Origin of the sequence: Pseudomonas sp. Lz4W, assembly GCF_000346225.2 — a bacterium.
GTDB lineage: Bacteria > Pseudomonadota > Gammaproteobacteria > Pseudomonadales > Pseudomonadaceae > Aquipseudomonas > Aquipseudomonas paraversuta.
The window spans coordinates 1527170-1553682 of record NZ_CP017432.1 but is presented as its reverse complement, the minus strand read 5'-3'; the positions used below and the strand labels follow the sequence as shown (position 1 = coordinate 1553682).

The following is a 26513-nucleotide window of genomic DNA, read 5'->3' as shown; positions in this document are numbered from 1 at the left end:
CTGCAGCTTTGATCTGTGCAGGAGCGAGCTTGCTCACGAGCTCTTTCAACGCAACAACGTAAAGCTCGCGAGCAAGCTCGCTCCTACAGGTTTTGTGGAGTCGTCGTACATGAAGCACAACGTCATCCTGGTTGTACTCGACGGCCTGAACTATGAGGTCGCCCGCCTGGCCATGGGGCATTTACAGGCCTATGTCGGGGCAGGACGCGCCGCCCTTTATAAACTCACCTGCGAACTTCCTGCTCTGTCGCGGCCGCTCTATGAGTGCATCCTCACCGGGGTGCCACCCATTGCAAGCGGCATCGTGCACAACAATGTGTCGCGCCTGTCCAGTCAACGCAGCGTGTTCCATTACGCCCGTGAAGGCGGACTGACCACCGCAGCGGCGGCCTATCACTGGGTCAGTGAACTGTATAACCGCTCGCCCTTCGTGATCGCGCGCGACCGTCATACCCGGGGCGCCGATTTGCCGATCCAGCACGGGCATTTCTACTGGAGCGACCATTACCCCGACTCCCACCTGTTCGCCGACGCTGAAAGCCTGCGTCTTGAGTGTTCACCGAATTTTCTGCTGGTCCACCCCATGAATATCGACGACGCCGGGCACAAGCACGGTCTCGACACCCCGCAATACCGCAACAGTGCCCGCTCGGCCGACATCATTCTGGCCGACTACCTGCAAGACTGGCTTGAGGCCGGCTATCAGGTACTGGTCACCGCCGACCATGGCATGAACAACGACCGCTCGCACAACGGTATCTTGCCCGAAGAGCGGGAGGTACCGCTGTTCGTGCTCGGCGAGGCGTTCAGCCTGAACCCGGATGTCACGCCCGGGCAGACAGAGCTGTGCGGCACCATCTGCGAACTGCTGGGGGTTGCCCATGACAAACCGGTCTGCCGCGACTTGCTGAGGCCCACAACATGAGCCGGGGTAAATGGCTGGCGCTGTTGTGCTTGGTACCCTTCGCAGTATTTTTTTTCGTATTTCAAATCGCTCCGCTGCTGTGGGTACTGATTCACAGCGTGCAATCGCAGGACAGCGGCTGGGGCCTGGCCAACTTCAACAAGATTTTCAACTCGAAGTTCTACTTGCAAGCCATCCAGCACAGTCTGGAAATCAGTTTCTGGTCCAGCCTGTTCGGCATCGTGATCGCCGTTCTGGGCAGTTACTCGCTGCGCAAGGTGGACTCGCGGCTGCGCAACTTCGTCAACGCATTCGCCAACATGACCAGCAACTTTTCAGGGGTGCCGCTGGCTTTCGCATTCATCATTTTGCTGGGCTTCAACGGCAGCATAACGATCATGCTCAAACAGGCGGGGATCATCGAGGATTTCAACCTCTATTCCAAAACCGGCCTGATCATTCTGTACACCTATTTCCAGATCCCCCTCGGCGTATTGCTGCTGTATCCGGCGTTTGATGCCCTGCGCGAAGACTGGCGCGAATCGGCTTCATTGCTGGGCGCCAGCAGCTGGCAATTCTGGCGGCATATCGGCCTGCCGGTACTGACTCCGGCCCTGCTCGGCACCTTTGTCATTCTGCTGGCCAACGCCCTTGGCGCCTATGCCACGGTCTACGCCCTGACCACCGGCAACTTCAACGTATTGCCAATCCGGATTGCGGCAATGGTCTCGGGCGACATCAGCCTTGATCCCAACATGGCCAGCGCCCTGGCGGTGATTCTGGTGGGGTTGATGACTCTGGTAACCCTGGTGCATCAGTGGCTGTTAAAGAGGAGCTACCATGTCGCGCGCTGAATCCGCCCCGGCCAGCCTTTACCACCGCAGCGTGGTGTATGTGCTGCTGCTCATTCTGATCCTGCCGCTGGCCGGCACCCTGATTTACTCCATCGCCAGCAGTTGGTCGGCGACCGTATTGCCCAGCGGTTTCACCTTCAAGTGGTACAACCAGCTATGGGGCGATCCGCGTTTTCTGGCGGCCTTCGGCCAGTCACTGCTGGTATGCGTGGCAGCGCTGGTGCTGTCGGTGATCCTGATTTTGCCGTTGCTGTTTGTGGTGCATTACCACTTCCCCAAACTCGACGCGCTGATGAACATCCTGATCCTGCTGCCCTTCGCCGTACCACCGGTGGTGTCATCGGTGGGCCTGCTGCAACTCTATGGCTCGGGCCCGCTCGCCATGGTCGGTACGCCGTGGATTCTGATTGGCTGCTACTTCACCGTGGCGCTGCCGTTCATGTACCGGGCAATCACCAACAACCTGCAGGCGATTAATCTGCGCGACCTGATGGATGCCGCCCAACTGCTCGGCGCCAGCACCTGGCAGGCCGCCTTCCTGGTGGTTCTGCCCAACTTGCGTAAAGGCCTGATGGTGGCCCTGCTGCTGTCGTTCTCGTTCCTGTTCGGCGAGTTTGTGTTTGCCAATATTCTGGTGGGCACCCGCTACGAAACCCTGCAGGTGTTCCTGAACAACATGCGTAACAGCAGTGGTCACTTCACCAGTGCGCTGGTGATCTCCTACTTCCTCTTTGTACTGGTGCTGACCTGGGTTGCCACCTTCCTGAACAAGGACAAAAGCCAATGAGCTTCGTCAGCGTTGAACACCTGCAGAAATCCTATTCCGGCACCCCGGTCTTCAGCGATATCAATTGCAGCATCGCCAAAGGCGAGTTCGTCACCCTGCTCGGCCCCTCGGGCTGCGGCAAGTCCACGCTGCTGCGCTGCATCGCCGGGCTTACCCCGGTGGACGGCGGCCGGATCCTCCTCGATGGCGAGGACATTGTGCCGCTGAGCCCGCAAAAGCGCGGGATCGGCATGGTGTTCCAGAGTTATGCCCTGTTCCCCAACATGACCGTCGAGCAAAACGTGGCGTTTGGCTTGCGCATGCAAAAAGTCAAACCCGATGACAGCCACAAACGCGTGGCCGAGGTGTTGCAACTGGTGGAGCTCAATGACTTCGCCAAGCGCTATCCCCATCAGCTGTCAGGCGGCCAGTGCCAGCGTGTGGCCCTGGCCCGCTCGCTGGTCACCCGCCCTCGCCTATTGCTGCTGGATGAGCCGCTGTCGGCGCTGGACGCACGTATTCGCAAGCACCTGCGTGAGCAGATCCGCAACATTCAGCGCGAGCTGGGACTGACCACCATTTTCGTCACCCACGACCAGGAAGAAGCGCTGGTCATGAGTGACCGCATCTTTTTGATGAACCAGGGGCGCATTGTGCAGAGCGGCAATGCGCAAACCCTGTACGCCGCGCCGGTGGATGTATTCGCCGCCGGGTTTATCGGCAACTACAACCTGCTGGACGCCGACACTGCCAGCCGCCTGCTGCAGCGTCCGGTCAACAGCCGCATCGCCATACGCCCGGAAACCCTGGGCCTGAGCCTGCAAGGCGAGGCAGACACCCTTATCCGCAACCACAGCCTGTTGGGCAATGTGATTCGCTATCGCGTAGAGGTCCGCGGCGTGGAATTGATCGTTGACGTGCTCAACCGCTCTCCCGCAGATCTGTATCCGGATGGTCAGCGCGTGGCATTGTCCATCGATAGCAGCACCCTTTGTGAGGTAGCCTGATGCCTTTAAACACTTTGAAGAGAGAGTTGCGCTGATGGCCCTGGCAATTTTTGATCTGGACGAAACCCTGATTCACGGCGACTGCGCCACCTTGTGGAGCGAGCAGATGGGCCGCCTGGGATGGGTCGATCCGCAGTCGTTCATGCAGCGCAACAACCAACTGATGGAGGCCTATGGCCAGGGCAAACTGGCGATGGAGGACTTCATGGACTTTAGCCTGGAGCCGTTGATAGGTCGCACTCCCGAAGAAGTCGCGCACTTGGTCGGGCCCTGGGTTGAGGACTACATCGAGCCGATCATCTTCAGCGACGCAACTAAAACCATTGCTGCACATCGCAAGGCCGGTGACCGGATTCTGGTGATCTCGGCCTCGGGCACACACCTGGTCAAACCCATTGCCGAGCGGCTGGGAATCGATGAAGTGCTCGGGATCGAGCTTGAAGTAAAGGGTGGCATCTATACGGGCAAAACCCTGGGCACCCTGACTTACCGCGAAGGCAAGATCACCCGCTTGCTTGAATGGCTGGACGCCGAAGAAGAAAACCTCGAAGGCGCGAGCTTCTACTCCGATTCACGCAACGACTTGCCGCTGTTGCTCAAGGTCGATCACCCGCACGCGGTCAACCCCGACCCGGTGCTACGGGCACATGCAGAAGAGGCCGGGTGGCCGGTCCATCACTGGAAATAACCTTCCCTCCTGCCGGAGCGAGCGTGCCCACGAGCTCTTCGTGGGCGTTTTGAGCAGCTCGCTCCTGCAGAGAAGAAAAGGCGGTTTAGATCAGACTCGGGTCAATGACCACCACCAGTTTGCCCGATACCTGATTGCTGGCCAATTCGGCATACGCCTGCTGGGCCTCTTCCATCGGGTAAGCCCTGGCCAATTGCGGGCTTAGACGACCTTCGCTAAACAATGGCCATACCTGCTGGTTCAGATCGCTGAGCAAGTCAGCCTTGAACTGATCGTCTCGAGTGCGCAGGGTCGAACCCAGCAACTGGATACGTTTGCCCAGCACCAGGGCCAGATCCAGCTCGGCCTTGCGACCGCCCATCAAACCGATCAGCACCCAGCGTCCGTCCAGGGCCAGCAGTTTGAGGTTGGATTCGGCGTAGTTGGCACCCACCGGGTCCAGTACCACATCGAACGGCCCAAAGGCTTTCAACCCCTCAAGCCCATCGGCCCGAAGCACACCGCCCTGGGCTCCCAGCGCCTCGCAGTAGGCCAGTCGCTCAGCGGAACCGACGCTCACCCAGCACGGGCTGCCAAACGCCTTGCACAGCTGAATGGCCGCTGAACCAACACCACTCGCACCGGCGTGCAATAACACTTTCTCTCCCGGCTTGAGACCCGCCAGTTGAAACAGGTTCAGCCACGCAGTGCTGTACACCTCAGGCAATGCTGCCGCCTGCGCCAGTGACAATCCTTCAGGCACCGGCAGGGCGTGACGGGCATCCACGACCACTTCCTGGGCCATGCCGCCGCCGGCCAACAGGGCACAAACCCGGTCACCGACTTGCCACGAAGAACCGGGGCCAACTTCACTGACCACCCCCGAACACTCAAGGCCCAGAAACTGACTGGCGCCAGGCGGCGGCGGATACATCCCCGCGCTTTGCAGCAAGTCGGCCCGATTGAGGCCCGCTGCCGCCACGCGAATCCGAATTTGCCCTACATCACAGGTGGGGCTTGGCTCTTCAACCCACTTCACTTGACCTTCAACGCCTTGCAATGCTTTCACAGTGCCTCCATAGTGAGTCTGGACTGAGCCCGGCGCTGTTGCACCGGGCTTCTTGCATTATGCGGCCGGTCCTTAACGGAACCGGCGACTTCAAAGACGGCCTAATATGCGTTATCAATTGCCCCCGCGTCGAATCAGCATGAAGCATTTATTCCCTAGCACCGCACTTGCCCTATTCATTGGCCTGGGCGTATTGCCGTTTTCGGCCAATACGTTCGCCGCTAACAGTTGGGATAACCTTCAGCCCGATCGTGATGAGGTAATTGCCAGTCTTAACGTCGTTGAGCTGCTCAAACGCCATCATTACAGCAAGCCGCCTCTGGATGATGCGCGTTCCGCGATTATCTATGACAGCTATCTGAAACTGCTCGACCTTTCACGCAGTTACTTCCTGGCCAGCGATATTACCGAGTTCGACAAATGGAAATTCCAGTTTGACGACTTCCTCAAAAGCGGCGACCTGAACCCCGGCTTCATCATCTACAAGCGCTACCTGGATCGTGTTAAATCGCGTCTGGACTTCGCACTTGCCGAGCTGAACAAGGGTGTTGATTCGTTCGACTTCAACGCCAAGGAAACCTTGCAGATCGACCGCAAGGACGCTCCATGGCTCAAGACCGAAGCCGAGCTCGATGACCTGTGGCGCAAACGCATCAAGGACGAAGTCCTGCGCCTGAAGATCGCCGGCAAAGAGCCTGCGAAAATTCAGGAACTGCTGACCAAGCGCTACAAGAACCAGCTGTCGCGCCTGGATCAGACCCGCAGTGAAGACATCTTCCAGGCCTACATCAACACCTTCGCCATGTCTTACGATCCGCACACCAACTATCTGTCACCGGATAACGCGGAAAACTTCGACATCAACATGAGCCTGTCGCTGGAAGGCATTGGCGCCGTGTTGCAGAGCGATAACGACCAGGTGAAAATCGTGCGTCTGGTGCCCGCGGGCCCTGCCGACAAAACCAAGCAGGTGGCTCCGGCCGACAAGATCATCGGTGTCGCCCAAGGCGATAAAGAGATGGTCGACGTCATTGGCTGGCGCCTGGACGAAGTGGTCAAACTGATTCGTGGCCCTAAAGGCTCCGTGGTCCGCCTGGAAGTGATTCCGGCGAGCAACGCGCCAAATGACCAGACCAGCAAGATTGTGTCCATTACCCGTGAAGCGGTGAAACTTGAAGAGCAGGCGGCGAAAAAGTCGATCCTGAACCTCAAGCAGGATGGCAAGAACTACAAGCTGGGGGTCATTGAAATTCCAGCCTTCTACCTGGACTTCAAAGCCTTCCGTGCGGGCGACCCGAACTACAAGAGCACCACCCGCGACGTTAAAAAACTGCTGACCGAGTTGCAGAAAGAAAAAGTCGATGGCGTGATCATCGACCTGCGCAACAACGGCGGTGGTTCGCTGCAGGAAGCTACCGAGCTGACCAGCCTGTTTATCGACAAAGGGCCAACGGTGCTGGTGCGTAATGCCGACGGCAAGGTGGACGTCCTTGAAGACGAAAATCCGGGCGCCTTCTACAAAGGCCCGATGGCGTTGCTGGTCAATCGCCTGTCGGCTTCGGCCTCGGAGATTTTCGCCGGTGCCATGCAGGACTACCATCGTGCGCTGATTATCGGCGGTCAAACGTTCGGCAAAGGGACGGTGCAAACCATCCAGCCGCTGAACCATGGCGAGCTGAAACTGACCCTGGCCAAGTTCTACCGGGTTTCCGGCCAGAGCACCCAGCATCAGGGGGTACTGCCTGACGTGGCCTTCCCGTCGATAATCGACACCAAGGAAATTGGCGAAAGCGCTCTGCCTGAAGCGATGCCGTGGGACACCATTCGTCCTGCCATCAAGCCGGCTGTTGACCCGTTCAAACCCTACATTGATCAGCTCAAAGCCGAGCACGATGCACGGGTGGCCAAAGATGCCGAGTTCATCTTCATTCGCGACAAGCTGGCTCTGGCCGATAAATTGATGGCCGAGAAAACCGTCAGCCTGAACGAAGCCGAACGTCGTGCCCAGCACGCCGATATCGATGCCAAGCAGCTGGTGATGGAGAACGCCCGTCGCAAGGCCAAAGGCGAAGCGCCACTCAAGGAAATGAAGAAAGAAGACGAAGATGCACTGCCGGTTGAACCTGAAAAGACCAAACCGGAAGACGACGCCTACCTGAGTGAGACCGGGCGGATTCTGCTGGACTACCTCAAGCTCAGCTCGCAGGTAGCCAAGAAATAAAACCCGCCACACACCTGCAGGAGCGAGCTCCTGCAGGGCGGGGACAACGATGTAAAAAGGGCGGACCGCATAACACGGCCCGCCCTTTTTATTGGCAAAAATATACCCTAAGGCTGGTAGTGCCTGGCCAGTTGCGGATCAGGCAACAAACCAGGCCCACCCCGCTGATACAACTCAGCCAGTTTAAGGGTGGCCAGTGGATGCCCGGCCTTGGCCGCCATCGCCCACCAGCGCGCCGCTTCTGATGCATCCGGGCGGTTAACGGTGGTACCCGCCAGGCTGAACACCCCTAACTGGTACGCCGCCTTGGCATCACCGCCCTGAGCCGCCAGGCGCAACAAGCGCACGCCCTCCTCTCGAGCCCCCAGCCCCTGGCCGCGAAAAGCCAGGATATGGCCATAGAAGCTTTGAGCCCCGGTATCCCCCAGGTTGGACATCCGTGCAAACTGCCCCTCCATCCAGCCCCAGATGCGCGGCTGACGCACACACCAGGACTGGTGGAACAACTTGCGGGCAACCCCGTAGCCCAGACGTGCCTTGAGCCGACCTAGCACTCAGGCCTCCTCATGTTCGTAAGTGTATTCAAACACTCGAACCACTTCAGACGCGTGCCACGACGCGGCAGCAACACCATCCGGCGGCCCGGCAAAGCGACCCAGGCGCTCCACGCACTCAAAAAAACCGGTGCGGGGCAAACGACTGGCACCCTGGCTGATCACCAGTGAACTGCGTAACGGCTGATCAGCCTTGGCATCCATTGCCGCCAGATGTTCAAGGGCGGCAGTCAGCGTCAACATCGCCGGGCTCGGTAACTGCAAACGCTCCAGCAATGCACGGTAAGTCAGCAAGTGGCGTTGTTGACGTGCTTTATCAAGCTCAGCCAGTAACCCATCCCAGTGTTGACGACTGATGCGTACATTCATGATGTTTCCCTCCAGCCCGGAACACCCATCTCCCAGGCCAAGCTGCGACGAATGGCGAGATCAGGCAGACGCTCACCGGTTTCAATCATTACCAGATAGGAAGGGCTAATGCCTACAGTGCGGGCCAGGACTTCAAGGGCCAGGCCCTTGCTTTCGCGAAGACCACGCAACTGATCGAGCCCGGGCAACACCTGATCAGGTTCAGGTGGCTGTGATTCAGTCTCAGGTGTTTGTAGTGCCGTAGGGGGGGCCGCCTGATCATCGAGACCTGCGGCTTTGAGTAGCGCCTGATAGCTTGCCCATGGCAGGACTGCGTATTCAGGTTCGCCATTAAGCTTGATTACTTGGACATCCATTTACCAAACCCCGTCAGACTTCTTTGTAAATCGAGTCGGAACTTTCCTTAGAAGCTTAATCCTAACAGCCGCCAAGGTCTCTGGGGTTTTTGATCTGGAGGAGCGAATTCATGCAAGACAGGCGCAAACCTGGGGATAGCCGGCAAATGTTATCCACACAAATTGTGGATAACCTTGTGAACAGAGCTGATTTTCACGGCTGAAAGCCACGTTCTATAAGGGCTGCGCTCAGATCGGGCATTTTTTACACACATAAAAAATCCCATAAATTCATTGACTTGGCGGTCAGCAACCACTAGCCAGCAAGCATCTGGGACATTTTGTCGCTGACTGATCAGGCCGGCATGGATCGCCAATGGCACTGCAGAAACGACAACGCCCCGTCGAGACGGGGCGTTGTGCGGGCAAAAGCAGATTACTGGGCTGCGTTTTGCTCAGGCTTTGCAGGGTCTTTGATACCCAGCAGTTCCAGATCGAATACCAGCACCGAGTTGGCCGGGATCGCCGGGCTCGGGCTTTGCGCGCCGTAAGCCAGCTCGCTAGGAATGTACAGCTTGTACTTCTCGCCAACATGCATCAGTTGCAGACCTTCAACCCAACCCGGAATCACGCCACTCACTGGCAGATCAATCGGGCTGCCACGCTCAACCGAGCTGTCGAAAACCTTGCCGTCGATCAGCTTGCCTTCGTAGTGAACAGTCACTACGTCGGTAGCTTTAGGCTGTGGGCCGTCGGCTTTTTTGATCACTTCGTATTGCAGGCCCGAAGCGGTAGTTACAACACCGGCTTTCTTGCCATTTTCTTCCAGGAATTTTTTGCCTGCAGTAGAGGCTTCTTCACTCATTTTGGTCAGACGTTCTTCCGCACGTTTTTGCAGGGCTGCAAACGCTTCGATCAGTTCGTCATCTTTAAGCTTTTGATCTTTCTTGCCGACGGCGTCTTCGATACCCAGGGCTACTGCCTTGGAATCCAGATCGTCCATGCCTTCTTGAGCCAGGCTTTTGCCCATGTTCAGGCCGATGCCGTAAGAGGCTTTTTGCGCCGGGGTTTTCAGCTCTACGCTGGTCTGCGAATCACAACCCGCCAGTACCAGGCTTACCAGGGCCACAGCTGCCGCCAACCTATGCTGTTTCATGCTTTTTCCTTGTTCATGCGCCAAATGGGCAATCGAGTAAAGCCGCGAGCTTATCAGGCGGCCGCGACCAATGGCTACCGGCATGAGAGGGCCTAATCGTGGATAAGTTCACGGCCTGAGCTCTGTCCGGGCACAATTCATATTTCCCGTATCTTTTACTTACATATCAGAGGAGCTGTAAACCTCGCTCATATCATAGGCATGAGATTACATGGCTGCTTGCTGCCAGACAGCAGCTCAGGCATAAGACTGTGAAAAATTTTACAAGGAGCGTTACTGTGCGTTTGTTTTACCGTGTTCTGCTAGTGCTGTTCGTGGCACTGGCGCTGTGTCTGGGCCTGGTGCTTTACTTCATCGCCAACCCGAAACTACCTGCCTACCAAGCCCCGCAGCAGCTGCATTTCCTCGATCAATGGAGCCCGGCTGACCGGCAAGCCTATTACTACACGCCCCAGGGCACGCAAGTTAAAGGCCTGCATTACGACTGGTTCAGCGCCCTTGAACTGCCCTTTTCCAAACAATCGTTCGCCGCGCCCGAATATCTGGCCCGCTTCGGATTTTTGATCGATCCCCAACAGCAAGCCAGTGCCGCCAATCCCGGCAACTTGCCAGTGGGTTTCACCCGCCATCAAAACCCGGGCAGCAAGGTGCAATATCTGGATATCACCTGCGCCGCCTGCCATACCGGTGAACTGCGCTTCAAAGGCCAGGCCCTGCGCATCGATGGTGCCCCCGCACAACACGTATTGCCCTCCAGCGTTCCGACCCTGCGTGGCGGCAGCTTCGGCCAGGCGCTGGTCGCCAGCCTCGCAGCCACCTACTACAACCCATGGAAATTCGAGCGCTTCGCCCGCAAGGTTCTGGGCGATCAGTACCCAGCGCAGCACCAACAACTGCGCAAAGACTTCAAGGTGTCGCTGGATAACTTCCTGGCCGTGGCCTGGAATGACACCCATCGCGGACTCTATCCAACCCTGGAGGGGCCGGGCCGTACCGATGCCTTCGGCCGGATTGCCAATGCCAGCTTCGGCGATGCGATTTCACCCGACAACTACCGGGTGGCCAACGCCCCAGTGGACTACCCGCACCTGTGGGACATGTGGACGTTCGACTGGGTACAGTGGAACGGCTCGGCCAAGCAACCGATGGCACGTAATATCGGCGAAGCGCTGGGGGTCGGCGCGACCCTGAACTTCTTTGATGACCACGGCCAATCCCTGCAGGGCGATGCGCGTTATCCATCGAGTGTGCGGGTTCAAGACTTGCACCTGATCGAACAAACCCTGCAAAGGCTCAAGCCCCCGGTCTGGCCCGAAGAACTGTTCGGCGCCATTGATCGCCCCCTGGCGGCCAAAGGGCGTGCGCTGTTCACTGAAAATTGCGCCGGCTGCCATGTGCCTGCCGTAGTTGAAGAGAACGGCCGGCTGGTCAAGCAACTGAAAATGCTGCCTGTAGAAGTGATAGGTACCGACCCCAATACCGCCAACAACATCGCCGACAATCGTTACGACCTGCGCGCCCTGCAATGGGACCCGGCCGAGCTGGCCAGCATGAATGTGGACCTGTATCCCAAGAGCGATGCGCCTCTGGACCTGGGCAAACTGTCGGTGGCCAAAGGCCTGGCCTATGTCACCGCCTTTGTTGAAAAACATGCCTACCAAGAGGCCGGCATCGGCCCGCAGGAACAGGACCGTCTGAATGGCTTTGGCCTGCCGATCGGGGTGATGGAACTGCGCGCCTACAAGGCACGGCCGCTGGACGGGATCTGGGCCACGGCGCCGTTCCTGCACAATGGCTCGGTGCCTACGGTGTATCAGTTGCTTTCGCCACAGTCAGAGCGCGCCGAAACCTTCTATCGCGGCAGTTTCGAGTACGACCCCCGCCACCTGGGCTATCGCACGGAAGCCTTTGACGGCGGATTTGTGCTCGATACCCGCATCAGTGGCAACCACAACAGCGGTCACGAGTTCCGCGCCGGCCCCCGTGGTAACGGGGTGATCGGCCGCCTGCTGCAACCCCAGGAGCGCTGGGCATTGCTGGAGTACCTGAAAGTACTCGGTGGCCCGCTCGAACAACAGTTACCCAACGAATGAAGGGCCTTCAACGCCCCCAGGATTTTGCTAAAAGGATATCTGCATGTTGACCGCACTCTGGCTTCGCCTCGGCTCCTGGCTGGGCAAGCTGCTGCTGATTGTAATAACCCTGGGACTGCTCGGCTGGGCATTGGCCACCGGCTGGTTTGCCTGGCAGCACCGTGGCCCGGTGGCGGCCCAGGAGCAGATCCCGGCTGGTGAAGCGGCGATGACTCAGGACACCATCCGCACGGCGATCAAGATCGTCGACCAGCACCGCGAGAACACCCGGTATTTGCGTGATGCCCACGCCAAGGCCCATGGCTGCGTCAAGGCGCAAGTACAGGTACTGGATGACCTGGAGCCGGCATTGCGCCAAGGGGTATTTGCCACCCCGGGTCATACCTGGCAAGCCGTAATGCGTCTGTCCAACGGCAACGCTTACCCGCAATTCGACAGCATCCGCGATGCGCGGGGCATGGCGATCAAGTTGCAGGACGTTCCGGGGGCTCAGTTATTACCCGGCCAGCAGGGTCGGGCCGAACAAGACTTTGTGATGTTTAACCATGCCAATTTCTTCGTCAGCGACGTCGCCGAGTATCGTCAGAACATAGCTGCCCAGGCCGATGGTCAGAAGGCTATGGCATTCTTCCCTTCATGGGACCCGCGCAGCTGGCAAGTCCGTCACTTGTTTATCGCGCTGGCCACCCTGGCGCCTGCCCCGGCCAGCCCGACGCAAACAACCTACTTTTCGGTTTCGCCTTACAAGTTCGGCAGCGCCAATGCCAAATACCGCGTGGCACCTGATCCTGACAGCTGCCCGGCCTACACCCTGGCGGAGCAAAATCAGAAGCTGCCCAACTTCCTGCGCAATGCCTTGAGCCAGCAGTTGTCCACAGACCGGGTGCCGGCGTGTTTCGTGCTGCAAATCCAGCGCCAGAATGCCAACCGCTTCATGCCGATCGAAGACACCAGCATTGAATGGAAAGAGTCAGACGCACCTTTCGAAACGGTGGCCAGGATCAAGGTGCCTGCCCAGGACTTCGACACGCCAGCGCAGAATCTGGCCTGTGACAACCTGTCCTTCAGCCCCTGGCATGGCATTGAAGAACATCGGCCGATTGGCGGCATCAACCGCCTGCGCAAGGCGGTCTATGACGCCGTGAGCCAGTACCGGCACACGCGCAACGCAGAGCAATAAAATCGGGGGGGCCTGTAGCCGCTGCCAGGGCAGCGGCTACAGCCAGTCTTAGTGCACCGGCAGTTCAACGCCTTCAAACAGGTCTTCCAGTTCCTGTTTGTTGTGGCACTGGATGGCTTTGGCCATCACTTCGCGGGTCAGGTGCGGCGCGAATTTTTCAATAAAGTCGCACATGAAACCGCGCAGGAACGTACCACGGCGGAAGCCGATTTTGGTGATGCTGGACTCAAACAGTTCGCTGGCATCCAGTACCACCAGATCCTTGTCGAGATTGGCATCCACGGCCATTTTGGCCACGATGCCTACACCCAGGCCCAGACGCACGTAGGTTTTGATCACGTCAGCATCCGCGGCGGTAAACACCACTTTCGGAGTCAAACCGCGATGGCTGAATGCTTCGTCGAGTTTGGAACGACCGGTGAAGCCAAATACGTAGGTCACGATCGGGTATTCAGCCAGGGCTTCGAGTGTCAGCTTTGGCAACTTGGCCAGCGGGTGACCCTGAGGCACCACTACGCAGCGGTTCCAGCGATAGCAAGGCATCATCACCAGATCGCCGAACAGTTCCAGGGCCTCAGTGGCAATTGCAAAGTCGACGGTACCGTCGGCGGCCATCTCGGCAATTTGCATTGGCGAACCCTGATGCATATGCAGGGCAACATCCGGGTACTGCTTGATGAAATTGCTGATCACCGGCGGCAATGCATAGCGCGCCTGAGTGTGGGTTGTGGCAATCGACAGGGTGCCTTTTTTCTCGTTGGAAAATTCCTGGGCAATTTGCTTGATGCTTTCGACCTTGCGCAAAATCTCGCCGGCGGTGGTGATGATGCGTTCACCAGCAGGCGTCACGCGGGTCAGGTGCTTACCGCTGCGGGCAAACACCTCCACGCCCAACTCGTCTTCAAGCAAGCGGATCTGTTTGCTGATACCCGGCTGTGAGGTGTAAAGGCTCTGCGCGGTGGCCGAAACGTTGAGGTCGTGGTGCGCCACTTCCCAGATGTAGCGCAATTGTTGAAGCTTCATATGCATCCCTCAAAGCAAATAGGCGCCAGGGTATCGGCGGCGATATATAACTATATGGAAGGTAAGAACAATAAATCTAGAACTTTTTTATCAATTTTCTGCTCTACACCTTCACCCGTCTGTGGGACGGCGACGCTGCAACAGCGGTACCAGATACACCGGCATCTGCGCCAACTCGACAACCCGGGCAGCTGTGCGCCCTAGATGGGTAATGTCCCCCGATGGCTGGCCATGACTGCCGAGAATCAGCAGATCCACTGCAAGCATTTGCGACTGTTCCAGAATGACTTGCGAAGGCTCCCCCTGAATCACCTTGACCGAGCGAATCAAGGCCAGCTCCTGCTGCCTCTCGGCCAATTCGTCACGCAAGCTATCAACTATCCGGTGTTCAATATTGCCAAGCATGGTGCTGATACCCTGCTGGTGCAGTGCGTTCAGAGCCTGTTCATCGAGATAGCTTTGCAATACCGACTCGGCAAACAGCCCCATGGGCTCAACCACATGCACCACATACAAATCGGCATTGAAGCTGTGGGCCAGCCCCAATGCATGCTGCATTACAACCGGAGCGTAAATTCCGAGGTCCGTGGCATACAGTATCGAGCGAATCATGCGACCTCCCCGACTGCCTGAATGGGCCGAGATGGAGTCAGCTTAGCAGCGCCCGGACAAGTACGATGAGCCACACGATGACTTACACCTTGCCCCTACTCAGGGGCCAGGTCCCTGGACTCATTGCTTATGCCGTGGGGTACATGGCCGGTGGCGACAACTTGACGCGCCCTTTCACAATGACCCGCCTGATCATCAAAAAACACATCGGCAGCAAAGGCCTCGAGAAACGCGGATTTATCCAGACCACCGAGAAACAGGGATTCGTCCAGACGAATGTCCCAATCGCGCAATGTACGGATCACCCGCTCGTGGGCGGGCGCCGAGCGCGCAGTCACCAGCGCGGTACGGATCGGGCAGGTATCGTCAGGGAACTCGCGCTGCAACAGGTTCAAGGCCTCCAGGAAGCCCTTGAACGGTCCGCCACGCAACGGGCTGCGAGCCGCTTCACGCTCCAGGGATTGAAACGCCTCAAGGCCCCCGGACTGGAAAACCCGCTCGGATTCATCGGAAAACAAAACCGCATCACCGTCGAAGGCGATACGCAATTCGTTGCTCTCGGCACGTCGCGCGCCTCCGGAAAGGATCGTTGCCGCCGCAAAGCCGGCGTCCAGCGCGCTGCGCACATCCTGGGCATGGGTCGACAGAAACAGGTCACAACCAAACGCACTGAGATACGCATGGGGGTTGCGGCCACCGGAAAATGCCGCCCGGGAGATACCCAGGCCATAGTGCTGGATAGAATTGAATACCCGCAGCCCGGTGTCTGCACTGTTGCGCGACACCAGTACCACCTCGACCCGCTCATGGCCGAGGCTGGCGTTGAAACTGAGGAGTTTTTTGACCAGCGCGAATGCATCGCCCGGCTCCAGCACCTCATCTTCATGCTCGATCTGATACTGACGGTAAGCCTCGATGCCTTGCGCCAGATACACCTGGTGGCTAACGCTCAGATCGAACAGCGCCCTGGAAGATATGGCCAGCACCAGCTTGCCCTTTAAGCCTTTGCTCATGTCGCCTCCACAGGTTCAGTCCGGCTTGAAACACCGATTCAAGGTAGCTCGTCAGGCTCAAGCAGCAAAGCCAGGCGAATGTGGTGCGCCAGCTCACCCTCGCTCAAACGCGATTTCAATTCACCATAAAACGCCCCGTCACACACAACGAACAGGCTCGGCAGATGAAAAATCCCGTACCGCTGGACCAGACCGCCATTGTCACCTGCGTCAATCCAGCACAGTCGATCGATGGGTAACTGCATCTCGGGCAACATTTTGCGCGCCGTGCGACACGCCGAGCATCCGGCGCCGGTAAACACCACCAGCGAGGTCCCGGGCAGCGCCAGTAGACGCTGATCCGCATCAAAGTCAGTCAGTTCCATTTCAATCACTATACTCACGAAAACAATATCAAAGTGCTGGCACTGGGAGTGTGCATACATGGGTCGTTTCTTACCTCACCCGGATGATGTTCCTGTTGAGATAACACCCCGCGAACAACCTTCTCTTTCACGCCAGAAGCTGCACTCTATCAGCCTCGGCGGCGTGTCATGCAATAGCGACAGAGGCTGGCGCCGGGGCACGGCCGTAGACATGTGCATGCCTACCCTCGGTGAAACCGCACGCTACCCGGGCTATATAGCCTGGTGCGAGAAACAGCCTGCAGGTTATCGGGTCGGCGTCGTTTTTACCGATGAGCAGACACTGTTTGGTGCGCGCATGGGCGAACAGGTGTGCCAGATCGAGCACTATTACCGCCTCCAGCATCCACAGAGCCTGCCCCTTGAAAATATCGAGACCCTGGCCCTGGAGTGGGTCAGCCGGCACGCCGTGGAGTTCTCCCAAGCCACACTCGATCGCGCGCTTGCCCGCACAGCACAGGATTAAAGCTGCGGATGCCCATTGTCGAATAAGCGGATAACGCGTTAAGGTTCGGCTCCCCGGTGCGCTCAATCATGCTGTGCTCCGCCGCTCGGGGATCGCTGGCGGCCGGCACCCGTGACCTGACGAGTAACACGATGGCTGATTTACCGATTGACGACCTAAACGTTGCCTCCAACGAAACCCTGATCACACCTGAACAGCTCAAGCGCGAGATGCCTTTGCGTGCAACGGCGCTGCAGACTGTGACCAAAGGGCGTGAGGTAATTCGCAACATCCTGGATGGCACAGACCATCGACTGTTTGTTGTCATCGGGCCTTGCTCGATTCACGATATCAAGGCTGCCCACGAGTATGCCGAGCGCCTCAAGGTGCTGGCCGCAGAAGTCAGCGACACCCTGTATCTGGTGATGCGCGTCTATTTCGAAAAACCACGGACAACGGTCGGCTGGAAAGGCCTGATCAACGACCCGTATCTGGATGACTCGTTCAAGATCGAAGACGGCCTGCATATCGGTCGCAAATTGCTGCTGGACCTGGCCGAAATGGGCCTGCCAACCGCAACCGAAGCCCTTGATCCGATTTCACCGCAGTACCTGCAGGACCTCATCAGCTGGTCAGCCATCGGCGCGCGTACCACCGAGTCGCAGACTCACCGCGAAATGGCTTCCGGCCTGTCCTCGGCCGTGGGCTTCAAGAACGGCACCGATGGCGGCCTGACAGTTGCCATCAACGCGCTGCAGTCGGTTTCCAGCCCCCACCGCTTCCTGGGTATCAACCAGGAAGGTGGCGTGTCGATCGTTACCACCAAGGGCAACGCTTACGGGCACGTCGTCTTGCGCGGCGGCAACGGCAAGCCGAACTATGATTCGGTCAGCGTGGCCTTGTGCGAACAAGCACTGAACAAGGCAAAAATCACCCCGAACATCATGGTCGACTGCAGCCACGCCAACTCCAACAAGGATCCGGCCCTGCAACCGCTGGTGATGGACAACGTGGCCAACCAGATCGTCGAAGGCAACCAGTCGATTATCGGCCTGATGGTCGAAAGCAATCTGAACTGGGGCTGCCAGGCCATTCCTAAAAACCTCGAAGACTTGCAGTACGGTGTCTCCATTACCGATGCCTGCATCGACTGGGCCAGCACTGAAACCACCTTGCGCAGCATGCACGCCAAGCTCAAGGATGTACTGCCCAAGCGTACTCGCGGCTGATCGATAACATCTCTTGGCGGGGCGGGCCTGCTCACCCCGTCAAGGGATGGACGCGTAACACCGGAGCCGGCACTCGCCGGCACCAGCCATCTGCTTGCTTCACCCCGGCCACCGCCTGCCCCCGTTTCTTTGCGGACGCCTGAATGCCACGGCGCGTTCATAGACAGGAGAGCAGCATGAGCACAGGTTTCCCGTCACACCGCAGCTTTACCCGCCAACGTGAACAGTTTTTGGCCGCCGCCACTGCGGCAGGCGCACGCCTGTACCACTATCCTCACCCCCTGTGCGGTCCGTTTGGCGAAGCCCTGGGCACCGATGTCGCACTGATCGGCAACCCCCAGGCAAAACACCTGTTGATCGCCCTGAGCGGCACCCATGGGGTCGAAGGCTTTTATGGCTCGGATTGCCAAAGCCGGTGGCTGCAGACATTCAACCCGCAAACCCTGCCTGACGACGTGGCGGTGTTGATGATTCACCTGATCAACCCGTGGGGCACCGCGTGGATACGCCGGGTCAATGAAGACAATATCGACCTGAACCGCAATTTTCTGGATTTCAGCCAGGCACCGCCGGACAACCAGGCGTATGAGGCGCTGCATGCCATCTACACCTGCGATCAATTACGCGGCCCGCACCGGGAACAGGCCGACGCCCGGCTCAATGAGCGGGTGCAGGGTGAGGGCTGGCCGGCCGTAATGTCGATTGTCGAGGCTGGCCAGTACCGCCATCCCGACGGACTGTTTTATGGCGGCAACAATGCCAGTTGGTCTAACCGGACGCTGCACGAAATTTTGCGCGAGCACCTTGCCAGCGCCAGCGTCGCCATGTGCTTCGACCTGCATACCGGCGCGGGTGATTATGGTCATCCAATGCTGCTGACCATCGCCCAGGCTGCCTATCCGGCGCTTGCCGATGCCCGGCAGCTGTTTGGTCCATGGTTATTCACCCTGATCACCGGCGCCGACAGCCAAAGCGCTACCGGGGTTGCCGCGACGGCCACCGGATATGCCTCGCAAGCAATCATCGACGCCCTGCCCCGGGTGCGCCTGATGCCCTTTGTAATTGAATGCGGCACCTATCCTGGCGAGCAGGTTCACAGTGTTCTGCGCGATGACCAGTGGCTGCATCTGCACGGCGACCTGGACAGCCCGCAGGCGCGTCAGATCAAGCTGCAATTACTTGAACAGTTCTGTCCGGCCGACAGCGACTGGCAAGAACTGGTGTGGGTACGCACGCGCCAGATCTGGGAGCGGGCGCTGGGGGCATTGATCAAGATGGCGGACTGAGGAGGCCGCCGGGGTTCGATCAGGGTTTTGCGGCCCACAAAAAAACGCCGGGCTGTTGGCCCGGCGTTTCTGTGAGTCTGGTTTCAGGTTTTCGCCTGGGCACGCTTGTGACGTTCCATATAACGCTCTACATAAGAGCAAGAGGGAATCACTTCGTATCCCATCTTTTCGGCGTAATCGAGCGCCTGCTCCGTCAATGCTGCCGCAATACCCCGGCCACGCAAGGCATTGGGTACAAAGGTGCGATAGATATCCAGAGTCTGCTTGCCCAGATCCATGTAGGTCAGGTAAGCACGATGACCGTCGACAGTGGTCTCAAACTGGTGACCTGCCTGGTCATGGTGGATAGACAACGCCTCGCTCATCATTGCTCCTTAGCGGGTCTTGAACCGTGACCTCTACATTACTGTTGTTTTTGTGCCGAGGGAACCACTTCGCCATCAGGGGTACGCTATGGACACCAAACCTGTGGCCAGCCCGATAACTTGCCAGCACCCTTAACATTTTTCTGAAAGTTAAGCCTATGACGCACAACCGAACTTAAAGTCACGCCATCAAGCGGCGGGCTCGACCCGCGGCCAGGGCTTTAAACTGGCTGTTTTTCAAGCACAATCTGTTAAAGCTAGTCCATCCGCATTGATTGCCAAATATTTTTTTTGGTTCTTGCGCTAGGTCAGTTTACTTACTACAAGTAATGGGTAGTATGTACGCCGGCTGTTTCCTCGCTTTGAAGGAGCAGCTTCAAATAGAAAGTCCTTGAAGGGGAACACGATGAACAACGTTCTGAAATTCTCTGCTCTGGCATTGGCCGCAGTTCTGGCTACCGGTTGCAGCAGCGTATCTAAAGAAACTGAAGCCCGCCTGACTGCAACTGAAGACGCAGCAGCTCGCTCCCAGGCTCGTGCTGACGAAGCATACCGTAAAGCTGACGAAGCTCTGGCTGCTGCTCAAAAAGCACAGCAGACTGCTGATGAAGCTAACGAACGTGCTCTGCGCATGCTTGAAAAAGCAAGCCGCAAGTAATAATCCTTCGGGGTTATTATCAAGCCGACCCATTTATGGGTCGGCTTTTTTATTGCCCGCAACTAAGCGGGCAATAAAAAACCGCCAGGGCATTAACCGTGGCGGTTTTTTTTAACGTGAATTTACTGCACGTAATCCAGCGACTGGCCAACTGGCTCAGCTGAATTAGCAACGCCTATTTCTTCCGGGATACCGGTCTCGGCACCCACAACAGGGAAGGCTTTGTCCTTGTCGATCTGAATGCTGTTCTCCAGGTCTTTGTGCTTGAGCAAAAAGTTGATAAACCCCGCGTACTTGTTCTGCAAGTCTTCAGGGGTCAAATGCGACTTGTCGCTGACGGCCACCAGAGAGCCATCTTTGACATTCAGCGGCTCATGAACCTCGAGGTAGACCTTGCCACCACTCAAACCCAGCTTGTAGGGTTCGTTGATGATTCTGACCGGGGTTCCCACCGGCACCATTTGCGCCATTTCCAGCACGTTCTTGTTAAGCATGCGGAAACAGCCATGGCTGGTACCCGTGCCAATGCCAAACTTTGCGTTCGAGCCGTGGATCAGGTAACCCGGCATGCCGAGCGTGAACTTGAAGGGCCCCAGCGGGTTATCCGGCCCTGCAGGCACCACGTTGGGCAGCGGGTCGCCGTTCCTGGCGTGCTCGGCCTTGATCGAAGCCGGCGGCGTCCAGGTCGGGTTAGGCGTCTTGGCAGTGACCTTGGTGAACCCCAGAGGCGAACCCCAACCTTCGCGTCCGATCCCCAGCGGAAAGGTGTAAACCTTGTCCTGGTCCTTGGGGAAGTAGTACAGCCGGTACTCTGCCAGGTTGATCACAATCCCTTCACGCTTGCCCGGCGGCAGGATGAACTGGGTCGGCAACACGATATTGGTATCGACAAGCGTGCCATCCGGATTCTTTTTGACCGGCAACCAGGCGTCCACCCCCGGGTTGGCCGCGATCATTTCCGAGTACCCAAGTTCGTACTGGTTGCCCAGATCGGCAAAGGAGTCCTCGTACTTGCCCTTGATCACCTGCACCTCACCCACCACATCTTCACCCGGCGGTGGCAGCGGGAATTCAAGCGCAGAAACGGGACCCGCAACACACAATGCGGCAACTGACAGGTAGCGGGTGACTGCAGGTAGGCGCGACAACATCCGGAACATCCTTCGCATAATCAACGGGGATAAAAAAGGGAGTGTACACCGCGCCCACGGTGATCGTGGGCCGGTTCAGGTGCCAGACAAGTTAGATCATAGTTCAAAGCGCAATTCAGGCCAGATCGGCTCGGTGCCGCGGCGTTGCGACTCGATGATTGCCCGGCACAACGGGCACAGCCGGTGGTCCTGGAAGACCTTGCGCGTGACATCTGACCAACGTGGCTGCGCAGGCAGCAACGAGCCGCATAACGTGCGGTCAATGGTGCCTCCCAGCTCCAGTTGGCGCGTCACCAGATGCACCCGTACCTCCTGGCAGGCGAACAAATCGAGCTGCTCATCGGGCTCGATCAGTTGATAGGCATATAAAGACCAGGCAGGACGCGACATCAGGGGCTCCAAATCGGGGGGGCGCCACCTTAGCCGAAACACTGCAACTAGAAAAGCATCAAAGCAGCGGTTTTAGCACCGGCCACACATTATCCAGCAAACGGCCCTGCGCTCCGACCGCCGGATGTATGCCATCGGCCTGCATCAGCTCAGGATGACCACCGATAACTGAGCAAGGAGGGCATCAAGCAGGTCGATGGCCTCTGGTGCTTTCATATCAATGGAAATGGCTCTAACAAGTCAATCAAGAACAAGCACAGCGACCGAACCTTTCCCCTGAGTGACGGCTCATTCAAGACGTTTGCGTTGAAAGAGCTCCTCAAGGCTGTCGAAGCGGGCGCCCTACCTTCTGATAATGGCGACTATCCAGTGAGGCCAGCAAGAGCCTCGGTCTGTTGATGAAGAAAATCCATGGGGAGATCCATGAGACAACCCAGACGCTTCACATGCAGAGACATATCTTACAGTCCGCCCTGCAAGCTGAAGGGGCTCCCGTTGCGTTCCCTCAAGCCATCACCGGGCACTCATCGCGCACCATCACTTCGGGACCTATGGCGCTGAAATCCCTGTAGGGAAGCTCGGTAAGGAACCCAAGAAGGTGCTCAAGGCATCGACCCTGCGGGAGCATTAGGAAAAGTGGCGCCAATAATCAGCTGAGCTCAGCAAAACGCTGCATAAGGCTTTACTACAAGCTACCCACGCGGAGGGTAACCGCCGGATTATCACCGCGAAAAACACCATTAATTGATTGCATATTGATATCATAGATACACGTCACCGAGACGAACCCAATAACCCTCACAGTGATAGGGATATCCCGCAATGAAAAAGCGCTCCTTCCTAGTTCCCTTGGCCACTCTGGCCGCAGCCATAGCTACAGAACAGGCTTCAGCCCTAACCTCTCATGACGTTGTAGAGCCCAGCTCAAAAGCCAAGAATACATTTCAAGCTGAAGCTCGAAGCGAGAATCTTTCTGTTCGCGGTGGCAATGATCTATTCGCCTTCGTTCTCAAGCGCGGGGATCAGGGGCAACTGATGGCTTACCACAGTTCCCATAGCTCCCACTCTTCGCACAGTTCCCATAGCTCCCACTACTCGGGTCGATAATGACTTTCTCTCATACGCTCGTGTTTGATGAGCGGCTTTATGACGCACTGGTTTTGCAGAAAGCTGCTTATCGATCTATCAATGCCCTGACGGTTGATATCACACCCGAAGAGGGGCAGTTTTTCTGCGCTTTGTCATCGAATATCGGCGTGGACGAGCCGTCCTTTCTGTCTGCCATCCAAGAATTCAAGAAGGATGTACTCGATTATCATCTGCGCCACCGATTGGCAATTGAGACGCAACCGATCAAAAACCTGATCCTCGGACTCGCCTTTTCAAAAACCGGACTTATTAGTGAGTAAATTCCAAAAGCTGGAGTTCTACGCGGAGCAACGTCCCTACGAGTTGCTACCCTTTAAGTTCGACCGTCTGAATGACGACGAGTATGTCATTACCAACATGGCTGGCGAATTTCATGTCATACCGGTGCCGATGCTGGAACCGATCATTCGCAAGACGCTTCCGCTCTCTTCAGAGCTAATCCCTACGCTTCGGTCCAAACAGTTCATTCGCTTCACCAATGAGCAGGCACCACTCCAGCTCCTGGCACTCAAGATTCGCACGCGATTGGCCAGGCTGGCCGAGTTCACCAATCTGCATATCTTTGTAGTGACGCTTCGGTGCGACCATAGCTGTCCATACTGCCAGGTTTCAAGGCAGTCCGAGAGCAAAGGCGAATTCGATATGACCACAGAGATGGCAGACAAATCTCTGGATTTCGTCTTTAGATCTCCCAATCCAGCCATCAAAATTGAATTTCAGGGTGGCGAGCCACTGCTGAACTTCGAGATGGTGAGGTACGTTGTTCTTGAGGCAAAAAAACGTAATTTCAAGGAAGGACGTGACCTACAGTTCGTCATTGCGACCACGCTTTCGCTACTGACCGATGACGTGCTCGGCTTCTGTAAGCAGCACAACATCGTGCTTTCCTCTTCACTCGACGGGCCAATGGATCTGCACAATGCAAATCGCCCACGACCAGGCCGAGATAGTCATCAGCGCTTCGAGGAAGGTTTGAAGAAAGCCCGTGCAGCACTAGGCTATGACCAAGTGTCAGCCCTGATGACAACCACAGATATAAGCCTGCCACGAGCACGCGACATCATTGATGAATACTTGCGTCTGGGCTTTGATGGCATCTTCCTACGCACCCTCTCCCCTTACGGCTTTGCGATCAAGACCAAAAAATTCATGTCGTATGATACGGAGCGCTGGCTGGAGTTTTACAAGGAAGGCCTTGAGTACATTATTGAGTTAAACAAGTCCGGCATACGATTTGTAGAGCAGTATTCTTCGCTCGTGCTGACAAAAATGCTGACATCAGGGGACCCTGGGTTTGTTGATTTGATGAACCCCGCCGGCGCTGGTATCGCAGCCATCGTGTTCAACTACGACGGATCGGTCTATGCCTCAGATGAAAGCCGTATGCTTGCCGAAATGGGTGATCATACGTTCCGTCTGGGCAACATTCTTGAACACTCGTATGAGGAGGTCATTCTCTCTGATCAGCTTCTGGATGCACTGGAAAATTCTTTCACCTTAAGCGCTCCAATGTGCTCTGACTGTGCATTTGAACCTTACTGTGGAGCAGAGCCCGTCTACCATCACGCCATTCACAAGGACGTGGTAGCAAGAAAACCTGAGTCCTCTTTCTGCAAGCGAAATATGGCGATTTTCAAGCACCTTATTGAGCTAATGGAAAATGATGAGCAAACAAAACGGATTTTTATGGGTTGGGCCAACCGATGCTGAAACTCGGCGGAAAGATTATCCGCATCCATGCGGTTGATGTTCATAAGCACCTCACTCTGGTCAAGGTGTCGACCAGCCGGAATTTGCCTGAAGTCTTGCGACGGGAAATAGCCTACTTGGTTTCCGATCAGGAGATCCCGCGAGGATTCGCACACTACCTTCTGCTTGAGAAACATCGCCAGTTGGTTGAGGTACTGCCTTCCGACTCTGATTACTCGATCCTACCGAATGACTACAGCTACATCAGTGACGGTGACATTATCCGGCTTTCAGCAGATCGACAGAGCATTAGCGTGCTATTTCGAGCGTCGTCGCCTCACAACAGCATCTTGGTTACCGAGCAGTGTAATCATTACTGCCTTATGTGTTCACAACCTCCTAAGGCAGTGGATGACTCGTGGATACTTGACGAAATCGAGAGCCTGATTCCACTAATTCCAAAAGATACCCGCGAACTTGGGTTTACTGGGGGCGAGCCGACAACCAACCGGGAGCGCTTCCTTAAGATCATCAGCCTGACAAAAAGTTATTTGCCGAGAACAGCAATCCATATTCTCTCGAACGGGCGCAGCTTCAAAGACCTAACGTTCGCTGAAAAGTATGCGCAGATTGAATTGCCCGACGCGATGATCGGGATCCCTGTCTACTCAGACGATCCGACGCTGCATGACTACATCGTCCAGGCCCAAGGCGCATTCGATGAAACCATTCAGGGCATCCTCAATCTGAAGCGCTTGGGCCAGAAAGTTGAGATCCGAGTCGTGATTCACAAGCTATCGGTGCAGCGTCTGCCTGAACTGTGTGAGTTCATCGCGCGTAATCTGCTATTTGTTGACCATGTAGCGCTGATGGGCCTTGAGATGATGGGCTTCACCAGGGCCAATCTCGATGAGCTATGGATTGACCCAGTCGAGTACAAAGATACGCTCAGCAAATCGGTTAGCATTCTGGCCAATTACGGCATGAATATCTCGGTTTATAACCATCAGCTGTGCTTGGTGAATCCAGACATCCAGCCCTACTACCGCAAATCAATAAGCGACTGGAAGAATGAGTACGCGCCTGAGTGCCAGAGCTGCACAAAACAGCGAGAGTGCGGGGGCTTTTTCGCATCAGGTGTTAAATTCGGCTACAGCAAGAGCCTAATTCCATTCTGACTTTGGCTTCAAATCTTGGACTGCCCCCGGCACCGTAGACATCTCCAGCCTATGTTTGGAGAGTATCTAGAAAACCCGGGGCTATTCAGATACCTCCCCACAACCAGATCTTCCTAATCCTCTCAGCGATTACATCAAAGCAGCGGTTTTAGCACCGGCCACACATTATCCAGCAAACGGCCCTGCGCTCCGACCGCCGGATGTATGCCATCGGCCTGCATCAGCTCAGGATGACCACCGATACCCTCGAGGAAAAAAGGCAACAGCTCGACCTTTTTCTCCTCCCCCAACTCGCTGTAGACCCGGGCAAACGCCGTCGTATAGCGCGCACCATAATTAGGCGGCAGCTGCATGCCCAACAGCAGCACTTTGGCCCCCGCCTCCAGGGACTGATCAATCATGCCGGCAAGATTTTGTTTCAATTGCGCCGGTAACTGGCCGCGCAGGCCATCATTACCGCCCAATTCGACAATCACCACATCGGGTTTATGCTCTGCAAGCAGTGCCGGCAGCCGCGCGAGCCCTCCTGCACTGGTGTCACCGCTGACCGAGGCATTGATCACCTGGTCATCGTAGCCTTGCTGCCTGAGCCGCTGCTCCAGCAACGACACCCACCCCAGACGGGTATCCAGGCCGAAAGCCGCGCTGATACTATCGCCAACAATCAAGATTGTTCCTGCCGCTGCATTCTGTGCCATACACATCAGGGCCAGGGCAGCACTTAAAAACCACACACGCATTGGATT

29 protein-coding genes and 1 pseudogene are annotated in these 26513 nt (G+C 56.8%); 16 read left to right on the top strand and 14 right to left on the bottom strand.

What is annotated here, in order from left to right; all coding sequences use genetic code 11:
- The first annotated feature begins 109 nt into the window (after positions 1 to 109).
- From B195_RS07460 to B195_RS07440, 5 genes are read left to right on the top strand one after another with little or no spacing between them, the layout of a single operon-like run.
- Positions 110 to 925, top strand: a complete 816-nt coding sequence (locus tag B195_RS07460) for an alkaline phosphatase family protein (RefSeq protein WP_003446873.1) — start codon at positions 110 to 112, stop codon at positions 923 to 925.
- Positions 922 to 1758, top strand: a complete 837-nt coding sequence (locus tag B195_RS07455) for an ABC transporter permease subunit (protein WP_003446872.1) — start codon at positions 922 to 924, stop codon at positions 1756 to 1758. The genes B195_RS07460 and B195_RS07455 overlap by 4 nt, the downstream gene beginning before the upstream one ends.
- Positions 1745 to 2545, top strand: a complete 801-nt coding sequence (locus B195_RS07450; protein WP_003446863.1) for an ABC transporter permease — start codon at positions 1745 to 1747, stop codon at positions 2543 to 2545. Before B195_RS07455 ends, B195_RS07450 begins: the two co-directional genes overlap by 14 nt.
- Entirely contained in the window at positions 2542 to 3531 is a 990-nt protein-coding gene (locus B195_RS07445; protein WP_003446861.1) for an ABC transporter ATP-binding protein, read from the top strand. Before B195_RS07450 ends, B195_RS07445 begins: the two co-directional genes overlap by 4 nt.
- 34 nt (positions 3532 to 3565) lie before the next feature.
- Positions 3566 to 4219: an HAD family phosphatase gene (locus B195_RS07440; RefSeq protein ID WP_003446860.1), complete on the top strand. Its 654-nt coding sequence runs from the start codon at positions 3566 to 3568 to the stop codon at positions 4217 to 4219.
- Positions 4220 to 4304: 85 nt separating this feature from the next.
- Here the strand turns inward: B195_RS07440 and B195_RS07435 are convergent, their stop codons facing one another.
- The gene (locus B195_RS07435) at positions 4305 to 5267 is read right to left on the bottom strand and encodes an NAD(P)H-quinone oxidoreductase (RefSeq protein ID WP_003446858.1); all 963 of its coding nucleotides are present in this window, start codon (positions 5265 to 5267) and stop codon (positions 4305 to 4307) included.
- A gap of 139 nt (positions 5268 to 5406) precedes the next feature.
- Here B195_RS07435 and B195_RS07430 point away from each other — a divergent pair, with 139 nt between their 5' ends.
- Positions 5407 to 7488 carry a carboxy terminal-processing peptidase gene (locus B195_RS07430; RefSeq protein WP_191985167.1) on the top strand — a complete coding sequence of 694 codons (2082 nt, stop codon included), beginning with the start codon at positions 5407 to 5409 and terminating at the stop codon, positions 7486 to 7488.
- 107 nt (positions 7489 to 7595) lie between these two features.
- Here the strand turns inward: B195_RS07430 and B195_RS07425 are convergent, their stop codons facing one another.
- From B195_RS07425 to B195_RS07410, 4 genes are all read right to left on the bottom strand, one after another.
- Positions 7596 to 8042: a tetratricopeptide repeat protein gene (locus B195_RS07425; RefSeq protein ID WP_003446854.1), complete on the bottom strand. Its 447-nt coding sequence runs from the start codon at positions 8040 to 8042 to the stop codon at positions 7596 to 7598.
- Complete coding sequence (locus B195_RS07420) at positions 8043 to 8411, bottom strand: hypothetical protein (protein WP_003446852.1); 369 nt, start codon at positions 8409 to 8411, stop codon at positions 8043 to 8045.
- On the bottom strand, positions 8408 to 8767 hold the full coding sequence (locus B195_RS07415) for a helix-turn-helix transcriptional regulator (RefSeq protein WP_003446850.1): 360 nt from the start codon (positions 8765 to 8767) through the stop codon (positions 8408 to 8410). Before B195_RS07415 ends, B195_RS07420 begins: the two co-directional genes overlap by 4 nt.
- A 415-nt stretch (positions 8768 to 9182) precedes the next feature.
- Entirely contained in the window at positions 9183 to 9902 is a 720-nt protein-coding gene (locus tag B195_RS07410; RefSeq protein ID WP_010656991.1) for an FKBP-type peptidyl-prolyl cis-trans isomerase, read from the bottom strand.
- 278 nt (positions 9903 to 10180) lie between these two features.
- Between B195_RS07410 and B195_RS07405 the strand changes: the two genes are divergently transcribed.
- On the top strand, positions 10181 to 11995 hold the full coding sequence (locus tag B195_RS07405; RefSeq protein ID WP_003446847.1) for a di-heme-cytochrome C peroxidase: 1815 nt from the start codon (positions 10181 to 10183) through the stop codon (positions 11993 to 11995).
- A 43-nt stretch (positions 11996 to 12038) separates the two neighbouring features.
- Positions 12039 to 13175 (top strand): catalase family protein, encoded by a 1137-nt coding sequence (locus B195_RS07400; RefSeq protein ID WP_003446846.1) that lies wholly within the window; start codon positions 12039 to 12041, stop codon positions 13173 to 13175.
- Between the two features lie 48 nt (positions 13176 to 13223).
- On the opposite strand, the gene cysB is transcribed toward B195_RS07400, so the two are convergent.
- The 4 genes from cysB to B195_RS07380 all read right to left on the bottom strand — a co-directional run bounded on the left by cysB (position 13224) and on the right by B195_RS07380 (position 16248).
- Positions 13224 to 14198, bottom strand: coding sequence for an HTH-type transcriptional regulator CysB (gene cysB, locus B195_RS07395; RefSeq protein ID WP_003446844.1), 975 nt, complete (start codon positions 14196 to 14198; stop codon positions 13224 to 13226).
- Between the two features lie 111 nt (positions 14199 to 14309).
- Positions 14310 to 14810: a universal stress protein gene (locus tag B195_RS07390; RefSeq protein WP_003446842.1), complete on the bottom strand. Its 501-nt coding sequence runs from the start codon at positions 14808 to 14810 to the stop codon at positions 14310 to 14312.
- Positions 14811 to 14905: 95 nt separating this feature from the next.
- Positions 14906 to 15823, bottom strand: coding sequence for a 5'-nucleotidase (locus B195_RS07385; protein ID WP_003446840.1), 918 nt, complete (start codon positions 15821 to 15823; stop codon positions 14906 to 14908).
- 38 nt (positions 15824 to 15861) lie between these two features.
- Positions 15862 to 16248 (bottom strand): co-chaperone YbbN, encoded by a 387-nt coding sequence (locus tag B195_RS07380; RefSeq protein WP_003446838.1) that lies wholly within the window; start codon positions 16246 to 16248, stop codon positions 15862 to 15864.
- On the opposite strand from B195_RS07380, the gene B195_RS07375 reads away from it, so the two are divergent.
- The 3 genes from B195_RS07375 (at position 16247) to B195_RS07365 (ending at position 19187) form a co-directional block, all read left to right on the top strand.
- Positions 16247 to 16693 (top strand): PilZ domain-containing protein, encoded by a 447-nt coding sequence (locus B195_RS07375; protein ID WP_029612824.1) that lies wholly within the window; start codon positions 16247 to 16249, stop codon positions 16691 to 16693. The two genes, B195_RS07380 and B195_RS07375, sit on opposite strands and share 2 nt — an antisense overlap.
- A gap of 131 nt (positions 16694 to 16824) precedes the next feature.
- Positions 16825 to 17901 (top strand): 3-deoxy-7-phosphoheptulonate synthase, encoded by a 1077-nt coding sequence (locus B195_RS07370; RefSeq protein ID WP_003446834.1) that lies wholly within the window; start codon positions 16825 to 16827, stop codon positions 17899 to 17901.
- Positions 17902 to 18077: 176 nt separating this feature from the next.
- Entirely contained in the window at positions 18078 to 19187 is a 1110-nt protein-coding gene (locus B195_RS07365; RefSeq protein ID WP_003446832.1) for a DUF2817 domain-containing protein, read from the top strand.
- An 83-nt stretch (positions 19188 to 19270) separates the two neighbouring features.
- Here the strand turns inward: B195_RS07365 and B195_RS07360 are convergent, their stop codons facing one another.
- The gene (locus B195_RS07360) at positions 19271 to 19552 is read right to left on the bottom strand and encodes a GNAT family N-acetyltransferase (protein WP_003446831.1); all 282 of its coding nucleotides are present in this window, start codon (positions 19550 to 19552) and stop codon (positions 19271 to 19273) included.
- A gap of 406 nt (positions 19553 to 19958) precedes the next feature.
- Between B195_RS07360 and oprI the strand changes: the two genes are divergently transcribed.
- Entirely contained in the window at positions 19959 to 20210 is a 252-nt protein-coding gene (gene oprI / locus B195_RS07355) for an outer membrane lipoprotei OprI (RefSeq protein ID WP_003172710.1), read from the top strand.
- Between the two features lie 122 nt (positions 20211 to 20332).
- Here the strand turns inward: oprI and B195_RS07350 are convergent, their stop codons facing one another.
- From B195_RS07350 to B195_RS07340, 3 genes and pseudogenes are all read right to left on the bottom strand, one after another.
- On the bottom strand, positions 20333 to 21361 hold the full coding sequence (locus B195_RS07350; RefSeq protein ID WP_003446819.1) for a L,D-transpeptidase family protein: 1029 nt from the start codon (positions 21359 to 21361) through the stop codon (positions 20333 to 20335).
- A gap of 96 nt (positions 21362 to 21457) precedes the next feature.
- On the bottom strand, positions 21458 to 21751 hold the full coding sequence (locus B195_RS07345; protein WP_003446817.1) for a hypothetical protein: 294 nt from the start codon (positions 21749 to 21751) through the stop codon (positions 21458 to 21460).
- A 58-nt stretch (positions 21752 to 21809) separates the two neighbouring features.
- A pseudogene (locus tag B195_RS07340) lies at positions 21810 to 21917 on the bottom strand (arylesterase); the annotation flags it as partial.
- A 656-nt stretch (positions 21918 to 22573) separates the two neighbouring features.
- Here B195_RS07340 and hxsA2 point away from each other — a divergent pair.
- Genes hxsA2 through hxsC form a run of 4 tightly spaced genes read left to right on the top strand, consistent with a single transcriptional unit; the run spans position 22574 to position 25767 of the window.
- Positions 22574 to 22858, top strand: a complete 285-nt coding sequence (gene hxsA2, locus B195_RS23225) for a His-Xaa-Ser repeat protein HxsA2 (RefSeq protein ID WP_003446816.1) — start codon at positions 22574 to 22576, stop codon at positions 22856 to 22858.
- Entirely contained in the window at positions 22858 to 23160 is a 303-nt protein-coding gene (locus B195_RS07330) for a hypothetical protein (RefSeq protein ID WP_003446814.1), read from the top strand. The genes hxsA2 and B195_RS07330 overlap by 1 nt, the downstream gene beginning before the upstream one ends.
- On the top strand, positions 23153 to 24610 hold the full coding sequence (hxsB, locus tag B195_RS07325) for a His-Xaa-Ser system radical SAM maturase HxsB (protein ID WP_003446812.1): 1458 nt from the start codon (positions 23153 to 23155) through the stop codon (positions 24608 to 24610). Before B195_RS07330 ends, hxsB begins: the two co-directional genes overlap by 8 nt.
- Entirely contained in the window at positions 24604 to 25767 is a 1164-nt protein-coding gene (gene hxsC, locus B195_RS07320) for a His-Xaa-Ser system radical SAM maturase HxsC (protein WP_003446810.1), read from the top strand. Before hxsB ends, hxsC begins: the two co-directional genes overlap by 7 nt.
- Before the next feature lie 134 nt (positions 25768 to 25901).
- Here the strand turns inward: hxsC and B195_RS07315 are convergent, their stop codons facing one another.
- The gene (locus B195_RS07315; RefSeq protein WP_003446808.1) at positions 25902 to 26507 is read right to left on the bottom strand and encodes an arylesterase; all 606 of its coding nucleotides are present in this window, start codon (positions 26505 to 26507) and stop codon (positions 25902 to 25904) included.
- Positions 26508 to 26513: the final 6 nt, after the last annotated feature.

Excerpts from the sequence above, each read along its gene's own strand:
- B195_RS07460 (WP_003446873.1), top strand. The coding sequence starts at position 110 with ATGAAGCACAACGTCATCCTGGTTGTACTCGACGGCCTGAACTATGAG.
- B195_RS07455 (WP_003446872.1), top strand. The coding sequence starts at position 922 with ATGAGCCGGGGTAAATGGCTGGCGCTGTTGTGCTTGGTACCCTTCGCA.
- B195_RS07450 (WP_003446863.1), top strand. The coding sequence starts at position 1,745 with ATGTCGCGCGCTGAATCCGCCCCGGCCAGCCTTTACCACCGCAGCGTG.
- B195_RS07445 (WP_003446861.1), top strand. The coding sequence starts at position 2,542 with ATGAGCTTCGTCAGCGTTGAACACCTGCAGAAATCCTATTCCGGCACC.
- B195_RS07440 (WP_003446860.1), top strand. The coding sequence starts at position 3,566 with ATGGCCCTGGCAATTTTTGATCTGGACGAAACCCTGATTCACGGCGAC.
- B195_RS07430 (WP_191985167.1), top strand. The coding sequence starts at position 5,407 with ATGAAGCATTTATTCCCTAGCACCGCACTTGCCCTATTCATTGGCCTG.
- B195_RS07420 (WP_003446852.1), bottom strand. The coding sequence starts at position 8,411 with ATGAATGTACGCATCAGTCGTCAACACTGGGATGGGTTACTGGCTGAG.
- B195_RS07415 (WP_003446850.1), bottom strand. The coding sequence starts at position 8,767 with ATGGATGTCCAAGTAATCAAGCTTAATGGCGAACCTGAATACGCAGTC.
- B195_RS07410 (WP_010656991.1), bottom strand. The coding sequence starts at position 9,902 with ATGAAACAGCATAGGTTGGCGGCAGCTGTGGCCCTGGTAAGCCTGGTA.
- B195_RS07400 (WP_003446846.1), top strand. The coding sequence starts at position 12,039 with ATGTTGACCGCACTCTGGCTTCGCCTCGGCTCCTGGCTGGGCAAGCTG.
- cysB (WP_003446844.1), bottom strand. The coding sequence starts at position 14,198 with ATGAAGCTTCAACAATTGCGCTACATCTGGGAAGTGGCGCACCACGAC.
- B195_RS07390 (WP_003446842.1), bottom strand. The coding sequence starts at position 14,810 with ATGATTCGCTCGATACTGTATGCCACGGACCTCGGAATTTACGCTCCG.
- B195_RS07385 (WP_003446840.1), bottom strand. The coding sequence starts at position 15,823 with ATGAGCAAAGGCTTAAAGGGCAAGCTGGTGCTGGCCATATCTTCCAGG.
- B195_RS07375 (WP_029612824.1), top strand. The coding sequence starts at position 16,247 with ATGGGTCGTTTCTTACCTCACCCGGATGATGTTCCTGTTGAGATAACA.
- B195_RS07380 (WP_003446838.1), bottom strand. The coding sequence starts at position 16,248 with ATGTATGCACACTCCCAGTGCCAGCACTTTGATATTGTTTTCGTGAGT.
- B195_RS07370 (WP_003446834.1), top strand. The coding sequence starts at position 16,825 with ATGGCTGATTTACCGATTGACGACCTAAACGTTGCCTCCAACGAAACC.
- B195_RS07365 (WP_003446832.1), top strand. The coding sequence starts at position 18,078 with ATGAGCACAGGTTTCCCGTCACACCGCAGCTTTACCCGCCAACGTGAA.
- B195_RS07360 (WP_003446831.1), bottom strand. The coding sequence starts at position 19,552 with ATGAGCGAGGCGTTGTCTATCCACCATGACCAGGCAGGTCACCAGTTT.
- oprI (WP_003172710.1), top strand. The coding sequence starts at position 19,959 with ATGAACAACGTTCTGAAATTCTCTGCTCTGGCATTGGCCGCAGTTCTG.
- B195_RS07350 (WP_003446819.1), bottom strand. The coding sequence starts at position 21,361 with ATGTTGTCGCGCCTACCTGCAGTCACCCGCTACCTGTCAGTTGCCGCA.
- B195_RS07345 (WP_003446817.1), bottom strand. The coding sequence starts at position 21,751 with ATGTCGCGTCCTGCCTGGTCTTTATATGCCTATCAACTGATCGAGCCC.
- hxsA2 (WP_003446816.1), top strand. The coding sequence starts at position 22,574 with ATGAAAAAGCGCTCCTTCCTAGTTCCCTTGGCCACTCTGGCCGCAGCC.
- B195_RS07330 (WP_003446814.1), top strand. The coding sequence starts at position 22,858 with ATGACTTTCTCTCATACGCTCGTGTTTGATGAGCGGCTTTATGACGCA.
- hxsC (WP_003446810.1), top strand. The coding sequence starts at position 24,604 with ATGCTGAAACTCGGCGGAAAGATTATCCGCATCCATGCGGTTGATGTT.
- B195_RS07315 (WP_003446808.1), bottom strand. The coding sequence starts at position 26,507 with ATGCGTGTGTGGTTTTTAAGTGCTGCCCTGGCCCTGATGTGTATGGCA.